Consider the following 15,887-nt stretch of genomic DNA (forward strand, 5'->3'; position numbering starts at 1 on the left):
CCATGGCCATCCCGGTTTCAGCCGCGGCAGGCTTTCCACGATCGATGCCGCACCGCCGCTGGCCGGCCGGTCTCGTCCTCGCGGGCGCCGTCGTGGCGCTGGCGGTTCTGGCCGGCCTCGCCGCGCCCTGGCTGACCGGAACCTCGCCGCTCGACCAGGACCTGCTGGCGATCAACAAGGGCCCGAGCGTGGATTTTCCGCTCGGCACCGACCATCTCGGCCGCGACGTCTTCGCCCGTCTGCTCCACGGCGCACGCGCGACACTCGGCATTTCGGTCGCCGGCACGGCGATCGCCTTCGCCATCGGCGCGGGGCTCGGCCTCCTGGCGCTCGCCTTCGGGCGCTGGCCGGCCATGGTCCTGTTCGCGGCGATCGACCTCGTGCGCGCCCTTCCCGGCACCCTGCTCGCGCTGCTGCTGATCGTCGGCCTCGGCAGCGGCCCGGGTCCGCTGGTCCTGGCGCTCGGCATTTCGTTCACGCCGCTCGTCGCCTATGTGACGCGCGCGACCTATCTGCGCGAGGCGGCCCGCGACTACGTCCAGGCAGCGACGAGCTTCTCCGGCGGCCGGCTGCACATCCTCCGGCGGCACATCCTGCCCAACATCGCCGGCGCGCTGGTCACCCAGGCGGCGATCATCCTGCCACGCTGCATCGTCACGGAATCGGTGCTCAGCTTCCTCGGCATCGGCTCGTCGCCCGACGCGCCGACCTGGGGCCGGATGATCGCCGATGCAAGCCGCTTCGTCGAACGCGCGCCCCACGCCATCCTCGCGCCGCTCGTCGCGCTGGTCCTGCTGACGTTGAGCCTGTCTGTCATCGGCACTCATCTGCGGCGGCGCCTCGATCCGGTCCGCGACGAAACGCGCGGCCCCGCCGCGATCGACGATGCGGAACCGGCCGGTGCCGGCCGCCGCGGCTCACGGCCTGAGAGGAGATCGTCATGAGGCGCACCTTCGCCGTCCTCGCCAGCCTCCTCAGGGGCCTTGCCCAGGCCGCCTTCATCGTGATGCTGACCTTCTTTCTCTGCCGGGTGATGCCGGGCGACGTCGTCGACGTGCTCGGCCTCGAGGGCGGATTGACGGCCGAGCAGCAGGCCGAGATGCGCCACAGCCTCGGGCTCGACCAGCCCCTGCCAGCGCAGTTCGCGACCTGGATCAGCCGGGCGGCGGCCGGCGATTTCGGCCGTTCGATCCGCTTTGATCGTCCCGTTGGCGAGATGCTCGCGACCGCGCTTCCGGTCACGGCTTGGCTTGCCGCGCTCAGCTTCTGCTTCGGGGTGGCGCTCGCGCTCCTGCTCGCGACTGCGGCGACCGCCTGGCCCGCGCGCTGGCTCGATGCCGCGATCGATGGCGTCAACACCTGGTCGATCGCCGTTCCGACCTTCTGCGCCGGCGTCCTGGCCATCCTCGTCTTTTCGATCTGGCTCGGCTGGCTGCCGGTCATCGGCGGGCTGCTGGTGCCGGTCCTGGTGATCGGCCTCGACAATGCCGGCCAGGTCGTCAAGTCGCTGCGCGAGGAGCTGCGTGAGGCCGTGGCGCTGCCGCACGTCCGCACCGCCCGGGCCAAGGGCCTCTCGCCCTGGCGCATCGCCTTCGCCCATGTGCTGCCGTCCGCCATGCCGGTGGTTCTGGCGCTCTCGGGCCTGGTGCTGGGCGGCCTCGTCGCCGGCTCGCTCACCATGGAAATCCTGTTCGCCCTGCCGGGGCTCGGCAGCCTGACGCTGAACGCCATCCACGGCCGCGACTACCCGATCATCCTCGCCGCCGTCACGCTGATCGCCGTCGCGCTCGTCGCCATCAACACGATCGTCGACATGCTGCACCGCCTGATCGACCCGAGGCTTGCCTGATGCGACCGCTCCTCGACATCGTCGACCTTGACATCGCCATTGCCGGCCGGCCCGTGGTGCAAGGCCTCTCGCTGTCGGTCGCTGCCGGCGAAACCGTGGCGCTGATCGGCGAATCCGGCTCCGGCAAGTCCATGACCGCCGCCGCGATCATGGGGCTGCTGCCGCCGGGCGCACGCATGGCCGCACGCTCGCGCCTCAGCTTCGAGGGCAGGCTCATGAGCCCCGGGGACGACGCGGCGATGCGGCCGCTGCGCGGGCGCGCCATGAGCATGGTCTTCCAGGACCCGATGAGCTGCCTCAATCCCTTCATGACCATCGCCGGGCAGGTCGACGAGGCCCTGCAGCGGCTCGGCGCCGGCGGTCGCCGGCAGCGCCACGCGCGGATCCTGGAGCTGCTGGCTCTGGTCGAGCTCGCCGATCCCGCGGCCATGGCGCGGCGCTATCCGCACGAGCTGTCCGGCGGACAGCAGCAGCGCGTCATGCTGGCCATGGCGTTGGCCGCTGAACCGCGCCTCTTGATCGCCGACGAGCCGACGAGCGCGCTCGACGCCACCGTCCAGGCCGAGATCCTCAGGCTCCTGAAGAGCCTCCAGCAGAAACTCGGCAGCGCCCTCCTGTTCATCACCCACGACCTGGCGGCGGCGGCAGCGCTCGCACACCGCGTCGTCGTCATGCAGGCCGGCCGGATGGTGGAGGACGGGCCGGCCGCCACCGTGCTCGACCAGCCGCGCGAAGCCTATACGCGCCAGCTCGTGGCGACCCGCCGGATGCTGGCGGCGCCGCCGCCCGCCCGCCAGCGCCCGCCGACGGCCGGACCGGTGCTGCGGATCGACGGCCTCGTCCACGACTATCCGGCGCGGCGCCTGTTCGGCCGGCCGTTCCGGTCGCTCGACGGCGTCTCGCTCGCGATCGCAGCCGGCGAAACGCTGGGCATTCTCGGCGAGTCGGGCTCGGGCAAATCGACGCTCGCCCGGGCGGCCACCGGCCTCCTCCGCCCCGGCGCCGGCGAGGTCGTCCTGTTCGGCGTGCCGATCGCCGGGACGGGTCGGCTCGACCGCGCGCTGCGCCGCCGCTGCCAGATCATTTTCCAGAATCCCTACGGCGCCCTCAATCCCAGGCTCTCCGTGGAAGCCGCCATGCGCGAGCCGCTGCATCTGCTTGGCCTCTCCGGCGGCGACGACCGCGCGCGGATCGAAGCGGCGCTCGTCGATGTCGGGCTCGGCGGCGAACATCTCGCGCGCTATCCCCATCAATTGTCCGGCGGCCAGCGCCAGCGCGTCTGCATCGCCCGTGCGCTCCTCTCGGAACCGGAGCTGCTCATCTGCGACGAGATCGTCTCCGCGCTCGATGCGACGGTCCAGATGCAGGTCGTCGCCATGCTGAAGGCGCTCCAGGCCCGGCGCGGCTTCGCGATGATGTTCGTCGGTCACGACATCGAGATCGTGCGCTGGGTTTCGGACCGGATCGCCGTGATGCATGGCGGCCGGATCGTCGAAGACGGCCCGGCCGCCGCCATCGTCGCGGCACCGCGCGCGCCCTATACGCAGAAGCTGATGGCGGCGATGCCCGGCCCGATCGGCCGGGCCCCCGCAGCTCAGCGCAGCGCGGAGCCCGCCGCCACTCCCGCCCCGGCAGCGTGATCCCCGGCCGGCCCGGCCGGACCGCGGCTGTAGCCGCAGATATCGGCGGGATCGGCCTGCGGCGCGCGCTTGCGGCACGGTCGACGCACGGGCACGCAGGGTTGACACTCGGGCCGCCATTACGTTGATATCAACGTACATGCTCTCGTCAATATTGGCGGGCAGGATGGCGATGTGGTCCGGCTCCCGCGCCGCAGGCACGGCGCTCAGTCCGGACACATCCTCCGATGACCGGAATGGCGCCGCCCCGGCGCGTTCTGGCCGCTCGGGCCGATGCGACGCAGCAGAACTCCGATCAGAAGGGAAACGGCCATGAAAATCGTGACGAGCCTCAGCTTCCAGGGCCAGTGCCGCGAGGCGTTCGAGTTCTACGCCAAGGTTCTCGGCGGCAAGATCACCGCCGCCATCCCCTATTCCGACGCGCCTCCGGGCATGCCGATCACCGACGAGAAATACAAGACCTGGCTGATGCACTGCTGGCTGGAGGTCGGCGACCAGGCGCTGATGGGCGCGGACATGGACGTCGACTGGGCGCCCAATATCGGCAAGCCGAAGAACGGCTTCGACGTTACCCTGCATACGCAGGACAAGGCCCAGGCACAGCGCTGGTTCGACCAGCTCGCCGACGGTGGCAAGGCGGTGATGGCCTTCAACGAGACCTTCTGGTCGCCCGGCTTCGGCTCGCTGGTCGACAAGTTCGGCGTTCCCTGGATGGTCAACACCATCCCGGCGGCCGGCTGGAAGCCCACCCAGGGCTGAGCTCTCCGGCCGGCCGGCGGGCCGCATGCCCGCCGCCCGGCCGTGCCGCGGAGGCCGACCTAGCGCCGGTTCACCAGGGCGCAGGTCGAGGCTTCGATCGGCCGGAAGGCCTGATCGCCGGGCGTCGTTGCGAGGAGCTTGTAGTAGTCCCACGGCGCCTTCGATTCCGCCGGCTTCTTGACCTCGTAGAGGTTCATGGCGTGCACCATGCGCCCGTCCGGCCGGATCCTGCCGCCGCGATAGAAGATGTCGTCGACGGTGCTCGCGCGCATCGCATCCATCACCGCGGCGGACGCGTCGGTCTTCGCCGCCGCGACGGCCTTCAGATAGTGCCGCACCGAGGAGTACGTGCCCGTCTGCAGCATGTTGGGCATGGCCTTGACCTTGTCGAAGAAGGTCTTCGACCAGGCGCGCGTCTCCTCGTTCGTGTCCCAGTAGGACGCTTCGGTCACGGTCAGCCCCTGCGCTTCGGCAAGGCCGAGGCCGTGGACGTCGTTGATGAAGCCGCCGAGCGTCGCGAGCTTCTGGCCGCCCTGGGTCAGGCCGAACTGCGCGGCCTGCTTGATCGAGTTGATGGTGTCGTTGCCGGCATTCGCCAGGGCGACGACCTTCGCGCCGGAGGACTGGGCCATCAGCAGGGCGGAGGCGAAGTCCGCCGTGCCGACCGGCAGCCGGACGCTGCCGAGCACGCGCCCCTTGTTCTCCGTGACGACCCGGCTCGCCTGTTCCTGCAGCCCGTGGCCGAAGGCATAGTCGGCCGTGACGAAATACCAGGAATCGAACCCTTGGCGGGCCAGCGCCTGGGCCGTGCTCTGCGCGATGGCGTAGGTGTCATAGGCCCAGTGCACGACGAAGGGCCCGCAATTCTCGTTGGTGATCCGCGTCGAGCCGGGCGACGAGAGGGTGATGATCTTCCCCTTCTCCTTCGCGATCTCGAGCACCGCCAGAGCCGGCGACGAAGACGCGACGTCGAGGATCGCATCGACCTTGCCTTCGTCGAACCATTTGCGCGCGATCGCCGCCGCGATGTCGGGCTTGTTCTGGTGATCGGCATGGACCAGCTCGACGGGCTTGCCGAGCACCTTGCCGCCGACCTCGTCGATCGCCATCTGGGCGGCCGTCACGGCGCCGATGCCGGTGATGTCGGCATAGACGCCGGACATGTCCTCGATCACGCCGATGCGGACGACATCGTCCGATAGGGCAGGCGACTGGGCTCTCGCCACGAATGGCGCGGCGGTCATGGCTCCGGCCGCGGCGAGGCCGAAGGATCTCCTGCTCAAGCGCGTCATGTCACTCCCCGAGACTTTGTTGGCCGGCCCGACCGGCATTCTCGCCAGTCTCCGGTCGGATGCCGGCCTGCTCAACGTCCAAGTCCGACACCGTGCCGTCGCGGGGATGTGGATTTCTGACAGGTTGCGCGCCTCAGCCCTTGCTGCGCGCCGCGAAGGCGGCAAGGCCGCGCCGTGCATCGTCGCTGGTGAAGGTGCGCTGCCCGAGCTCGGCCTCGGCCGCGAAAGCCTCGCGGAGCGGCAGGTCCTGGAGCGTCAGCACGGCCTGCTTGATCGTCTGGATGGCGGTCGGGCTGAGCGCCGCGATGCGCGCCGCCAGATCCTTCGCGGCCGGCTCGACCTCCGCCGCCGGCAGGATGCGGTTGACGACGCCGCGCGCCAGCATGTCGGCGCTCGAGAAGCGCTGCCCGGTCAGCAGGATCTCCATCGCATGGGCATGCCCGATCTGGCGGACGAGGCGGACCAGCGTGCCGCCGGCCGGCACGAAACCGTGGATCGGCTCCGGCAGCTGGAACACCGCGTCGCTCGCAGCGATGCGAATGTCGGTCGCCAGCATGATCTCGAAGCCGCCGCCGATGCAGAGCCCGCGGATCGCCGAGACGATCGGCTTGTAGAGCGGCACGTTCTTCAGATGGGCCGGGTCCCAGGCGCTGATGTCGAACCGGTCGCTCGCCAGCGCCGGGATCGATTCGGTCAGATCCGCGCCGACGCAGAAGGCCCGCTCCCCCGCCCCGGCGAGGACGATCGAGCGGATCCCGTCATCCTGCGCCGCCTCGGCAAAGGCGCGTCCCAGATCCTCGTACATGGCCAGCGACAGCGCGTTCAGCTTGTCCGGGCGCGCGATGCGGATCGTCGCGACCGCCCCGTCCCGCTCGACGTCTATCGCCATCTCACACCGCTCCGCTGTTCAGGAGACGCTGGATCTCCGCGTCGTCGAGCCTGAGCAGTTCCATGAGCACCGCCCGGGTGTGTTCCCCGGGCATGGGCGCCTTGCCCAGCGGGATCTCGCCGGTCCGCGACAGCTTGATCGGCGACCCGAACATCCTGACGCTCTCGCCCGCCACGGGGATCTCGACGATCATCTTGCGCGCCGCGACATGTGGATCCTCGACGACCTCGGCGATCGTCCTGATGGCGCTCAGCGGTATCCGGTCGCCGGCCATCGCCTCGAGCTCGGCCTTGCCATAGGCGCCGAACCAGCGCTCCAGCAGCGGCTTGACCTTGCGCTCGGCCACGTCCGGGTCGAAACGTTTCTCCATCGTGTCGATCTCGGGGTCGTCGGCCTGATGCGGTTCGCCGAACATGTCGCAGGTCAGCCGCCAGAACTTGTCGGTATAGCCGCCGAAGAAGACGTAGCCGTCCTTGCAGGCGAACTGGCCATAGGGCCGGACGAAGGGGTGATCGTTGCCCAGCGGGCCGGCCACCTCGCCCTTGGTGGTGTAGCGGACGACGGCGTTCTCCGTGAGTGTCAGGATCGAATCCTGCTGCGAGACGTCGACCACCTGGCCTTCGCCCGTGCGTTCGGCGACGCGCAGGGCGGCCAGCGTCCCGATCGCGGCATAAAGCGAGGCGGCGAGATCGCCGATGATCGTGCCGACCCGCACCGGCGGGCGGTCGGGATAGCCGTTCATCGACCACAGGCCGCCGACCGCCTGGCCCGTATTGTCGAAGGCCGGACGCGAGGAATTCGGACCGGTGCGGCCGAAGCCGCTGATGGCGGTATAGACCAGGCGGGGATTGCAGAGCCGCAGCACGTCGTAGCCGAGCCCGAGCTTGTCCATGGTGCCCGGGCGGAAATTCTCGACCAGGATGTCGGCCTTGGCGACGAGCTGCTTCAGCAGCGCCTTTCCGTCCGCCGATTTCAGGTTCACGGTGATGCCGCGCTTGTTGCGGTTGAACTGGGAGAAGAAGGCGCTTTCCCCCGCCGCGTCGCCTTCCGCAACCATCGGCGGGAAGGTGCGCGCATAGTCGGGATCGTCGGGATGCTCGACCTTGATGACGGTGGCGCCAAGATCGGCGAGCAGCATCGAGCAGAACGGCCCCGCGACGACGCGGGTGATGTCGAGCACGACGACGCCGGCGAGCGGTCGTGTTGCCTCGCGCGCATCCGCGTCCTGCGTCATGGAATCTGACATCGTGTTTCCTCTTCCCAATTGCGGCCCGTTCACGGGGCCATGGGCGGCCGTGCCGCGCCCGTCCCGAGCGTCCCGAGCGTCCCGAGCGTCCCGACCACCAGCGGCCGGACGGTTGCCGGTCGGGCAGCGAGCCCGGCCCGAAACCGTCCGCACGCCCGCCCGCGCTGCCTCGTCATGTCGTCCACCGTGGTTCCACGTCACATTTGCCCGCAGCGTATCCAGCACGTAATGGATATTTGATCCATATCGGGCTGGCCTGAATGTGTTTATCATCCATGATCTGGACAGGCCGGATTAGGCTAGCTGTCAGGCTCGTTCAAACCGCCACGGCATGGAGCGATGCGTGTGGACCAGCAGGCACCGGAATTAACCTCGGCCGAGACCGCGCTGGACCAGGTCACGGCATTCTATGCCCGCCTGCTGAAGCTGCTCGACCAGGGGGCGGCGCCTTCGGCTTTCGACGATCTCGGCGCGCAAATCCGCACCTTCGGACCGGAGCTCGAAGGCCGGCTGGAAGCCGATCTCGCCCGTGCGATCCGGCTGCGCGAAAGCGTCGAGCACAAGCTGAAGCGCGAGCGCGAGCTGATCGCGCTCAACGAAACGGCGCGCGACCTCTCGGCCGTGCGCGACACCGACCAGGTGCTGCAGGCGATCATCCGCCGGGCGCGGCAGCTCGCCGGCAGCGACATCGCCTATCTCTCGGCCGCCCCCGACGATCGCAGCCCTTTCCACGTCCGGGCCACCGAAGGCGTGGTATCGGAAGCCTTCGCGAGCATCGTCGTGCCGCGCGACGTCGGCATCTGCGGCAGCGTCGCCCGCACGCGCCGGCCCTGGCAGTCGAGCCAGTACCGCTCCGACAAGGGCTTTCACCACGATCCGGAGATCGACACGGCGATCCTGTCCGAGGGCGTGGTCTCCATCCTCGGCATTCCGCTCGAGCTCGAAGCGCATATCATCGGCGTCCTGTTCGTCGCCGACCGCTACGAGCGCACCTACAATCCGCAGGAGATCTCGATCCTGCAGTCGCTCGGCACTTTCGCCGCGCTGGCGATCGAAAACGCACGGCTTCTGGAGGAGGCGCAGCGCGCGCTGAGCATGGCGCGGGAAGCGAATGTGGCCCTGCGCGCCAAGGCCGACGACATCGAGAGCGCCGCCGTCGCGCACGAGCGGCTGACCGAGCTGATCGTCCGCGGCGGATCGCTGGAGGACCTCAGGAGCCGCGTGGCGACGCTGCTCGGCGGCGACGCGGTCGTTCTCGACGAGCGCCAGATCGCGATCGCCGGCGCTCTGCCCCCCTCCATCCCGGACCATGGCCTGGCATCCGCCATCCGGGAAAGCGTCCGGCTCGGCCGCGCCGTGCAGTTCGAGGCGGCATCGCCACAGACCGTCACGGTGGCGGCCGTCACGAGCGGGGTCGTGCGGCTGGGCGCGCTGGTCTTCGCGCGGTCGAAACCGATGTCCTCGTCCGAGATCCGGACCCTGGAGCGGGCCGCGCTCGTCAGCGGCATCGTTCTCCTGTCCCTGGAACGGGTGGCGGAAGCGACCTATCGCAACGTCGCCGACATCGTCTCGGCTCTGCTGCGGGGAAGCTCGGACCCGTTCCGCGCGGAGAGTTCCAACGCCTTGCCGATGGGCGTCTCGCTGTCCTGGCCCGCGACGATCCTGCTGGTCGGCTGCGAAGACGGCTTTGCCGCGCATCTGCCGCAAGCCGTCCGCGCCGCGGCGTCGGGACGCCACGCCATCGGCGCGGCCTTCAACGGCGACCTCGCCGTGGTGACCTCCGGCGACGACTGGATGGCGCTGGCCCGCAGGATCGCGACGGCGCTCGAGGAGTGCGGTCGCCAGCCCTGCAACATCGTGGTCTCTCAGCCGGTATCGGACGTCGCCGCGGCGGCGGCCGAATACAGGAAGCTCAGGCGCGGTCTCGCCTTGCTGCGCAATCTCGGCCAGAGCGGCAGGATCGTTCCGGAAAAGACGCTCTCGCTCTATGGCCTGCTGTTCGACGGCCAGGGCGAGGAGGCCGCGCGTGCATTCATCGCGCAGACGGTCGGTGCGCTGCTGGATCACGACCGCCGCCGCAAGGCCCAGCTGGCGCCGACCCTCTACGCCTATTTCGAGACCGGCCGCAGCCTCCAGCGGGCCGCGGACATGCTCGGAATTCACGTCAATACGATGCGGCAGCGCCTGGATTCGATCGGCGCGCTGTGCCCCGACTGGAGCGAGGCCGAGCGTGGGCTGGAGCTCCACATGGCGCTGCGGTTGCATCGGCTGAGCGAGCGGCTGCCGCGCTGACATTGTGTGGAACAGGCACTGTCCGGCGCCGGTCCTGTATGGGCTCCCGCCATTGAGGAAGGCGGATCAATGCGGGTCTAACGCTCATCATCGCAGCAGAGCGCAGGAGCCCGTCGCCCATGCCCGTCAACAGTCGCCTTCCCGGCTTCTACAAGCTCTCTCCCGGCGATCGCCTGCGGAGCGCCAGCCGCGCCGCCGGGCTCGCGGACACCGATCTATCGAGCCTCGTTCCGCCGGATCCGGACATGCTGGCCACGGCCGACCGGATGATCGAGAACGTGGTGGGCACGTTGTCGATCCCGGTCGGCATTGCCGCGAACTTCACGATCGATGGCCGCGACTACCTGATCCCGATGGCGACCGAGGAGCCTTCCGTCGTCGCTGCGGCGAGCAACATGGCCTCGGTGGCGCGGCTCCACGGCGGCTTTCATACCTCGACCGACCTGCCCATCATGGTGTCGCAGGTTCAGGTGGTCGGCGCCCCGGATCCGCGCGGCGCGCGCATGCGCCTCTACGAGGCCGAAGCCGAACTCCTCGCCCTCGCCAATGACCAGGATCCTCTGCTGGTGAAGCTCGGCGGCGGCGCGCGGAGCATCGAGGTCCGCATCGTCGAGGCGAGCGAGGCGGTCTACGTGGTCCTGCACCTGCATGTGGACGTGCGCGACGCGATGGGCGCGAATGCCGTCAACACCATGGCGGAGGCGATCGCGCCGCGCGTCGCGGCCATTGCCGGCGGGCGCGTCCGGCTGCGGATCCTGACCAACAAGGCCGACCGGCGGCTGGCACGCGTGCGCGCCGTGTTCGACCGCGACGCCCTCGGCGGCGCCGACGTGGTCGCCGGCATCGTCGACGCCTTCCGGTTCGCGGCCGCCGATCCCTACCGCGCGGCGACCCACAACAAGGGCATCATGAACGGCATCACCGCGGTCGTCCTGGCGACCGGCAACGACACCCGGGCGGTCGAGGCGGGAGCGCATTCCCATGCCGCTGCCGGCGGCCGCTATACGTCGCTGTCGCATTTCGAAGCCAATGCGGACGGTCATCTGGTCGGCACGCTGGAGGTCCCGATGGCCGTCGGCCTGGTCGGCGGCGCGACCAAGACCCATCCCGCCGCCCGCGCCGCGGTCAGGCTGCTCGGCGTCGCCTCGGCCCGGGAACTCGCGCAGGTCATCGCGGCGGTCGGCCTGGCGCAGAACGTCGGCGCGCTCAGGGCGCTCGCGGCCGAGGGAATTCAGAAAGGCCACATGTCGCTGCACGCCCGCAACGTCGCCGCGGCGGCGGGCGCCGAAGGCGACGAGATCGAGGCCGTCGTGGAACGGCTGAAGACCGGCGGCCATGTCCGGCTCGACCGGGCCGAGGCCATCCTGGCGGAGATCAGGGCCGGCCGGTCCTGAGGCGGGCGTCCGTCGCCATCGGACGACACGGCGCCCCGGCGTGGCAGCCGGGGCGACCGGCCGCGCCGGCCCGATGCTACCGGCAGTCGCTGTTTGCAAATAGTCAACCTTGGGTCGGCTATTTCGAACACGATAGCCGAAGTCAGGATCGCTGCGGATGCCAGAGGTTCCTTCATCTCCAGCAACGCAGCAAGGGCATGCGGGCCTGTTCCGCCCGCAGGCCCTGCAGCAGCTCGACCGTCCCGAGGATTTCCAGGTCCCGCTGCGGGTCGTCGGGCGCATGGAATGGCTCGCCGGCCTCCTGTGCCTGGCACTCTGCATCGCCGTCGTCGCCTGGGCCTGCCTCGCGCGCTACCGCGAGACGGTGGAAGGCCCCGGCATCCTGGTGCGCAGCGGCGGCGTCTTCATCGGCATCAATGCCCCGAAGGCCGGCTGGATCGATGGCCTAGCCCCCGCCGGCCAGCAGGTCCGCAGCAGCCAGCTCGTCGCCTCCCTCACCACCCCGGAGGAGGACGCGCGCATTGCCGACCTGGAGCGCCGCATCTCGCAGATCGAGGACCAGCGGGACGCCATCGGCGAGCGCTATGAACGGCGGGTGGCCGCGGAAACGCATACCCAGCAGCGCCGGCGCGAGGAACTGGAAGAAGCGATCGAGCTGACCCGGCGCAGGATCACCGAAGCCGAAGCCTCCCTCATGAACCGCGAGCTGCTGTTCTCGCGCGGCGCCGGCACCACCGACCGCGTCCAGGAGGCGCGCGAGCGGCTATTCAGCGCGCGTTCGTCGCTGTCCCACACCCAGGCCGAGCTTGCCGCCCTGGACGGCGCGCTGCTCGCGCTCGGCGGTCATCGCGACCAGGAGCTCGAAGCCAATCACCGGCAGATGCTCGACCTGAAGGGGCAGCTCGAGCAGGCCCGCCTCGCCCGCACGCTGGCGAACGAGATCCGCGCGCCGCAGGACGGCGTCGTCGCGCTGGTTCCCGTGACCATGAATGCGCTGGTGGCGGCCGGCCAGCGCATCATGACCCTGGAGACCGGCGGCAGCCGCCTGGAGGCGCTGTTCTTCGTGCCGAGCGACCTCGGCAAGCGTGTCGTGCCCGGCATGGATGTGCGCCTGTCGCCGACCACCGCGCCGCGCGAGGAATATGGCATGATCCACGGCAAGGTCGTGTCGGTCTCGCCCCAGCCCGAAGGCCAGGCGGAGATCGCCGAGCGCCTGGGCAATCCGGAGCTCGCCAAGCTGATGGCCCGCAACGGCGCGCCGTTCGAGGTGCGCGCGACCCTCGATGTCGCGCCCGACAATCCCGAGCACTACGCGTGGTCCTCGCGCCGCGGCCGGGAGGTCGCGCTCAGCAGCGGCCTGTTGCTGAGCGCCAATGTCACGGTCCGCCGCGCCCCGCCGATCACCCTGGTCATTCCGGCGCTGCGACGCTGGACCGGCCTCTAGGAGCCGGCGGCCATGTCCGACCAGGCCAGCGCGGTTCCCCTCGCCCCCCTGCCGCGATCCATCCGCCGCCGGCGCGTGCCGACCATCCTCCAGATGGAGGCGGTCGAATGCGGCGCCGCGGCGCTCGGCATGATCCTGGCCTATCACGGCCTCTGGCTGCCGCTGGAGACGCTGAGGGACGCCTGCAAGGTCTCGCGCGACGGAACCTCGGCCGCCGCCCTGCTGCGCGCCGCACGCAGCTTCGGCATGAAGGCGTCCGGCTGGCGCGTGGAGCCGGCGGCGCTCGCCGAGCACCGCTTCCCGGCCATCGCCTTCTGGGAGCTGAACCATTTCGTCGTCATCGAGGGCGTCAGCCGCGGCCGCGTCCGGATCAACGACCCCGCCTATGGCCGGCGCACCGTCGACGCGGCCGAGTTCGACGCCGCCTTCACCGGCGTCCTCCTGACCTTCGAGCCGACGGAAGCGTTCCAGCCCGGCGGCCGGCGGCCGAGCCTGATCCGCGCCCTCCTGCCCCGCGGTCCGCAGACGCGCGCGGCCTTGAGCTTCCTCGCCATCATCGCGCTGTGCAATCTGCTGCCGCCGATCTTCGTGCCTGCGGCGAGCAAGATCTTCGCCGACAACATTCTGGTGCAGCATGCGACGAGCTGGCTGCGTCCCCTGCTCGTCGGCCTCGCGGCCGCCGCCCTGCTGTCCTTCCTCCTGTCGCTGCTGCACGGGCTGGTCCTGGCGCGGCTGCAGCGCCGGCGCGGCACCGAGGCGGCGATCGGCCTGATGGCGCACATGCTGCGGCTGCCGATCGGCTTTTTCGTCCAGCGCCATGTCGGCGACGTCACCTCCCGCATGGAGGCGGCGCGGCGGCTGTCGCACAGTGCCATCGTCTCCCTCTCGTCGGCGATCTTCAGCCTGATGGGCGCGCTGACCAGCGCCGCGATCATGATGATGTACGACCTGCCGATGGCCTTGGCCTGCATCGCCTTCGCCGCGATCGACATCGTCGCCATCTATGCCATCACCGGCCTTCGCGTCGACGGGCTGAGGCGCGTCACGGTGCAGCGCTCGCGCATGGCGAGCGTCGCGCTCGGCGGCATCCAGTCGATCGAGACGATCAAGGCTTCCGGCGCGGAGAACGAGTTCTTCGCGCGGCTGATGGGCGCCCAGGCGCAGCTTCTCAACGCGCTGCAGAACCTCGAACGCTCGACGCTTGTCCTCACCCTCACGCCCTCGGTGATCAAGAGCCTGTCCTATGCCGTCCTGCTCGGCTGGGGCGCCCTGAAGGTCATGGACGGGGATATGACGGTCGGCACGCTGATCGCGTTTCTGGCAGTGCTGCAGGCTTTCCACATGCCGGTCCAGGCCCTCGTCGGCGCTGTCGCCGGCTTGCAGGACCTGCGTGGCGAGCTTGACCGGGTCCAGGATACCCTGCGCCACGCGCCGGCCGACACGTTCCGGCACGACCGCCAGGCCGCGGCGCAATGGCCGGCCCGCAAAAGCCGCCTTTCCGGACGCATCGAGATCCGCGACCTGAGCTTCGCCTATCCCGGCCAGACCCGGCTCCTCGAACATCTTGCCCTCGACATCGAACCGGGCCGCTGGGTGGCCCTGGTCGGAACCTCGGGCAGCGGCAAGTCGACGCTTGCGCGCCTCGTCGCCGGCCTGCTCCGGCCTGACGGCGGACGGATCCGCTTCGACGACATCGATCTCGACCACATTCCCCGCCGCGTCCTCGCCGGCTCGGTGAGCTTCGTCCAGCAGGACGTCGTGCTGTTCGAGGGCACCGTGCGCGAGAACATCGCGCTGTGGGACCCAGCGCTTGACGACGTGCGGATCCACGCCGCCGCGCGCGATGCCCTCATCCACGACGACATCACGCGTCGGCGCGGCCAGTACGGCGGCGCCGTCGCTGAGGGCGGCGCCAATTTCTCCGGCGGCCAGCGCCAGCGCATCGAGCTCGCGCGCGCGCTCGCCACCGATCCGGCCGTCCTGATCCTCGACGAGGCGAGCGCGGCGCTGGACCCGGTCACGGAGGCCGGCATCTTCCGCAATCTGCGCCGGCGCGGCGTCACGGCGCTCGTGGTCTCGCACCGGCTGAGCACGATCCGCGACTGCGACGAAATCATCGTCCTCGACGCCGGGCGCATCGTCCAGCGCGGCTCGCACGACAGCCTGATCGCCGCCGCCGGCCCCTACGCGGATCTCGTCCGTGCCGAATGACATGATCGACATGGACCCCGCCGGTGCGGCGGATCTGGATCGCGCACATCCCGGCGCGCGCACCGTCTGCGCGGCCGGTTTCGCCTATCGGCTGGACAGCGGGCGCGCCGATCTGTTCGTCGAGGAGACCGGCCAGGCCGGCACAGCCCGCTTCGTGGCGACCCTGACGGCCGGGGATGCCGTCTTCGGCCTCGCCGCGCCCACGGTCCGGCTCGTCCTGATGCCGACCGCCGAGGCGGTGCTGAAGACCGTCGCGCTCGACGACCTCGTCCGCCGGCCCGAGATCCTGGCGACCTTCGCCGATCCATGGGTGAGCCTGATCGCCGACGCGCTGCGCCACCTGCCCCCATCGGTGGAACGTCAGGAAACGGCCTTCGTCGCGGCGGAGCGCCCCTTCTCTCGCCGGCTCGCCCCGGGCCGCCACGACCTGGCGGCCGGAATGCTCGCCGTGCCGGCGCAGGACGGGCTCCTGTGGTGCCGCTGCCGGGCAGGCGAAGTGAGCAATGTCTGGGGCCGCGCCGCCGGCGGCGCGGCCATCGCCCTGCCCGTGTCCCGTCCGGCGCCGCTCCACGCGGTCAGCGACAGCACCGTCGACCTGCTCTCCTCCCTGGCGCTCGCGCGCGAAGGCGCGCTCGCCGCCGCTCTCGCCGCCTTCGATGCCGCGCTCGGCCGGCACCTGCAGGACTGGCGCGACGACGAGCGGACGGCCTTCGCGCGCCATGTGGCGGGTGTGGCGGAGGCCGATGCGGCCGCCCTCGCCACGGCGATGTCGGCGCTCGTGCCGGGCAAGGCGGCCCTCGCCGCGATCCCCCGCGGCATTCCGGAGCCGCCGCTGCCGGCCATGATGCGGGTGGTGGCCGAGGCGGCCGGA

General features: G+C 70.3%; 12 protein-coding genes. 9 read left to right on the forward strand and 3 right to left on the reverse strand.

Annotated features, from left to right (window positions below; genetic code table 11):
- Nucleotides 1-2 precede the first annotated feature (2 nt).
- The 4 genes from OZ671_RS09830 (at nucleotide 3) to OZ671_RS09845 (ending at nucleotide 4,248) form a co-directional block, all read left to right on the forward strand.
- Nucleotides 3-944 carry an ABC transporter permease gene (locus OZ671_RS09830; protein WP_268860588.1) on the forward strand — a complete coding sequence of 314 codons (942 nt, stop codon included), beginning with the start codon at nucleotides 3-5 and terminating at the stop codon, nucleotides 942-944.
- Nucleotides 941-1,849: an ABC transporter permease gene (locus OZ671_RS09835; protein ID WP_268860589.1), complete on the forward strand. Its 909-nt coding sequence runs from the start codon at nucleotides 941-943 to the stop codon at nucleotides 1,847-1,849. The genes OZ671_RS09830 and OZ671_RS09835 overlap by 4 nt, the downstream gene beginning before the upstream one ends.
- Nucleotides 1,849-3,489 (forward strand): dipeptide ABC transporter ATP-binding protein, encoded by a 1,641-nt coding sequence (locus tag OZ671_RS09840; RefSeq protein ID WP_268860590.1) that lies wholly within the window; start codon nucleotides 1,849-1,851, stop codon nucleotides 3,487-3,489. Before OZ671_RS09835 ends, OZ671_RS09840 begins: the two co-directional genes overlap by 1 nt.
- Before the next feature lie 312 nt (nucleotides 3,490-3,801).
- Nucleotides 3,802-4,248: a VOC family protein gene (locus tag OZ671_RS09845; RefSeq protein ID WP_268860591.1), complete on the forward strand. Its 447-nt coding sequence runs from the start codon at nucleotides 3,802-3,804 to the stop codon at nucleotides 4,246-4,248.
- A 59-nt stretch (nucleotides 4,249-4,307) separates the two neighbouring features.
- On the opposite strand, the gene OZ671_RS09850 is transcribed toward OZ671_RS09845, so the two are convergent.
- The 3 genes from OZ671_RS09850 to OZ671_RS09860 all read right to left on the reverse strand — a co-directional run bounded on the left by OZ671_RS09850 (nucleotide 4,308) and on the right by OZ671_RS09860 (nucleotide 7,663).
- Nucleotides 4,308-5,540: an ABC transporter substrate-binding protein gene (locus tag OZ671_RS09850; protein WP_442957065.1), complete on the reverse strand. Its 1,233-nt coding sequence runs from the start codon at nucleotides 5,538-5,540 to the stop codon at nucleotides 4,308-4,310.
- A 133-nt stretch (nucleotides 5,541-5,673) separates the two neighbouring features.
- On the reverse strand, nucleotides 5,674-6,429 hold the full coding sequence (locus OZ671_RS09855) for an enoyl-CoA hydratase/isomerase family protein (RefSeq protein WP_268860592.1): 756 nt from the start codon (nucleotides 6,427-6,429) through the stop codon (nucleotides 5,674-5,676).
- Between the two features lies 1 nt (nucleotide 6,430).
- On the reverse strand, nucleotides 6,431-7,663 hold the full coding sequence (locus OZ671_RS09860) for a CaiB/BaiF CoA transferase family protein (protein ID WP_268860593.1): 1,233 nt from the start codon (nucleotides 7,661-7,663) through the stop codon (nucleotides 6,431-6,433).
- Between the two features lie 357 nt (nucleotides 7,664-8,020).
- Here OZ671_RS09860 and OZ671_RS09865 point away from each other — a divergent pair, with 357 nt between their 5' ends.
- The 5 genes from OZ671_RS09865 to OZ671_RS09885 form a co-directional block, all read left to right on the forward strand.
- Nucleotides 8,021-9,967, forward strand: coding sequence for a helix-turn-helix domain-containing protein (locus OZ671_RS09865; protein WP_268860594.1), 1,947 nt, complete (start codon nucleotides 8,021-8,023; stop codon nucleotides 9,965-9,967).
- A 119-nt stretch (nucleotides 9,968-10,086) separates the two neighbouring features.
- Nucleotides 10,087-11,361: a hydroxymethylglutaryl-CoA reductase, degradative gene (locus tag OZ671_RS09870; RefSeq protein ID WP_268860595.1), complete on the forward strand. Its 1,275-nt coding sequence runs from the start codon at nucleotides 10,087-10,089 to the stop codon at nucleotides 11,359-11,361.
- A gap of 157 nt (nucleotides 11,362-11,518) precedes the next feature.
- Complete coding sequence (locus tag OZ671_RS09875; protein ID WP_268860596.1) at nucleotides 11,519-12,805, forward strand: NHLP bacteriocin system secretion protein; 1,287 nt, start codon at nucleotides 11,519-11,521, stop codon at nucleotides 12,803-12,805.
- Between the two features lie 12 nt (nucleotides 12,806-12,817).
- Nucleotides 12,818-15,016 carry an NHLP family bacteriocin export ABC transporter peptidase/permease/ATPase subunit gene (locus tag OZ671_RS09880; protein WP_268860597.1) on the forward strand — a complete coding sequence of 733 codons (2,199 nt, stop codon included), beginning with the start codon at nucleotides 12,818-12,820 and terminating at the stop codon, nucleotides 15,014-15,016.
- On the forward strand, nucleotides 15,006-15,887 hold an 882-nt coding region (locus OZ671_RS09885; protein WP_268860598.1), incomplete at its 3' end, for a hypothetical protein. The genes OZ671_RS09880 and OZ671_RS09885, both read left to right, overlap by 11 nt.

The organism is Phreatobacter sp. AB_2022a (genome assembly GCF_026847585.1).
Classification (GTDB): Bacteria; Pseudomonadota; Alphaproteobacteria; order Rhizobiales; family Phreatobacteraceae; genus Phreatobacter.

Bases quoted from the DNA above. Each gene is read 5' to 3' on its own strand.
- OZ671_RS09840 (WP_268860590.1), top strand. From the start codon at position 1,849: ATGCGACCGCTCCTCGACATCGTCGACCTTGACATCGCCATTGCCGGC.
- OZ671_RS09835 (WP_268860589.1), top strand. From the start codon at position 941: ATGAGGCGCACCTTCGCCGTCCTCGCCAGCCTCCTCAGGGGCCTTGCC.
- OZ671_RS09850 (WP_442957065.1), bottom strand. From the start codon at position 5,540: ATGACGCGCTTGAGCAGGAGATCCTTCGGCCTCGCCGCGGCCGGAGCC.
- OZ671_RS09845 (WP_268860591.1), top strand. From the start codon at position 3,802: ATGAAAATCGTGACGAGCCTCAGCTTCCAGGGCCAGTGCCGCGAGGCG.
- OZ671_RS09880 (WP_268860597.1), top strand. From the start codon at position 12,818: ATGTCCGACCAGGCCAGCGCGGTTCCCCTCGCCCCCCTGCCGCGATCC.
- OZ671_RS09875 (WP_268860596.1), top strand. From the start codon at position 11,519: ATGCCAGAGGTTCCTTCATCTCCAGCAACGCAGCAAGGGCATGCGGGC.
- OZ671_RS09830 (WP_268860588.1), top strand. From the start codon at position 3: ATGGCCATCCCGGTTTCAGCCGCGGCAGGCTTTCCACGATCGATGCCG.
- OZ671_RS09870 (WP_268860595.1), top strand. From the start codon at position 10,087: ATGCCCGTCAACAGTCGCCTTCCCGGCTTCTACAAGCTCTCTCCCGGC.
- OZ671_RS09860 (WP_268860593.1), bottom strand. From the start codon at position 7,663: ATGACGCAGGACGCGGATGCGCGCGAGGCAACACGACCGCTCGCCGGC.
- OZ671_RS09855 (WP_268860592.1), bottom strand. From the start codon at position 6,429: ATGGCGATAGACGTCGAGCGGGACGGGGCGGTCGCGACGATCCGCATC.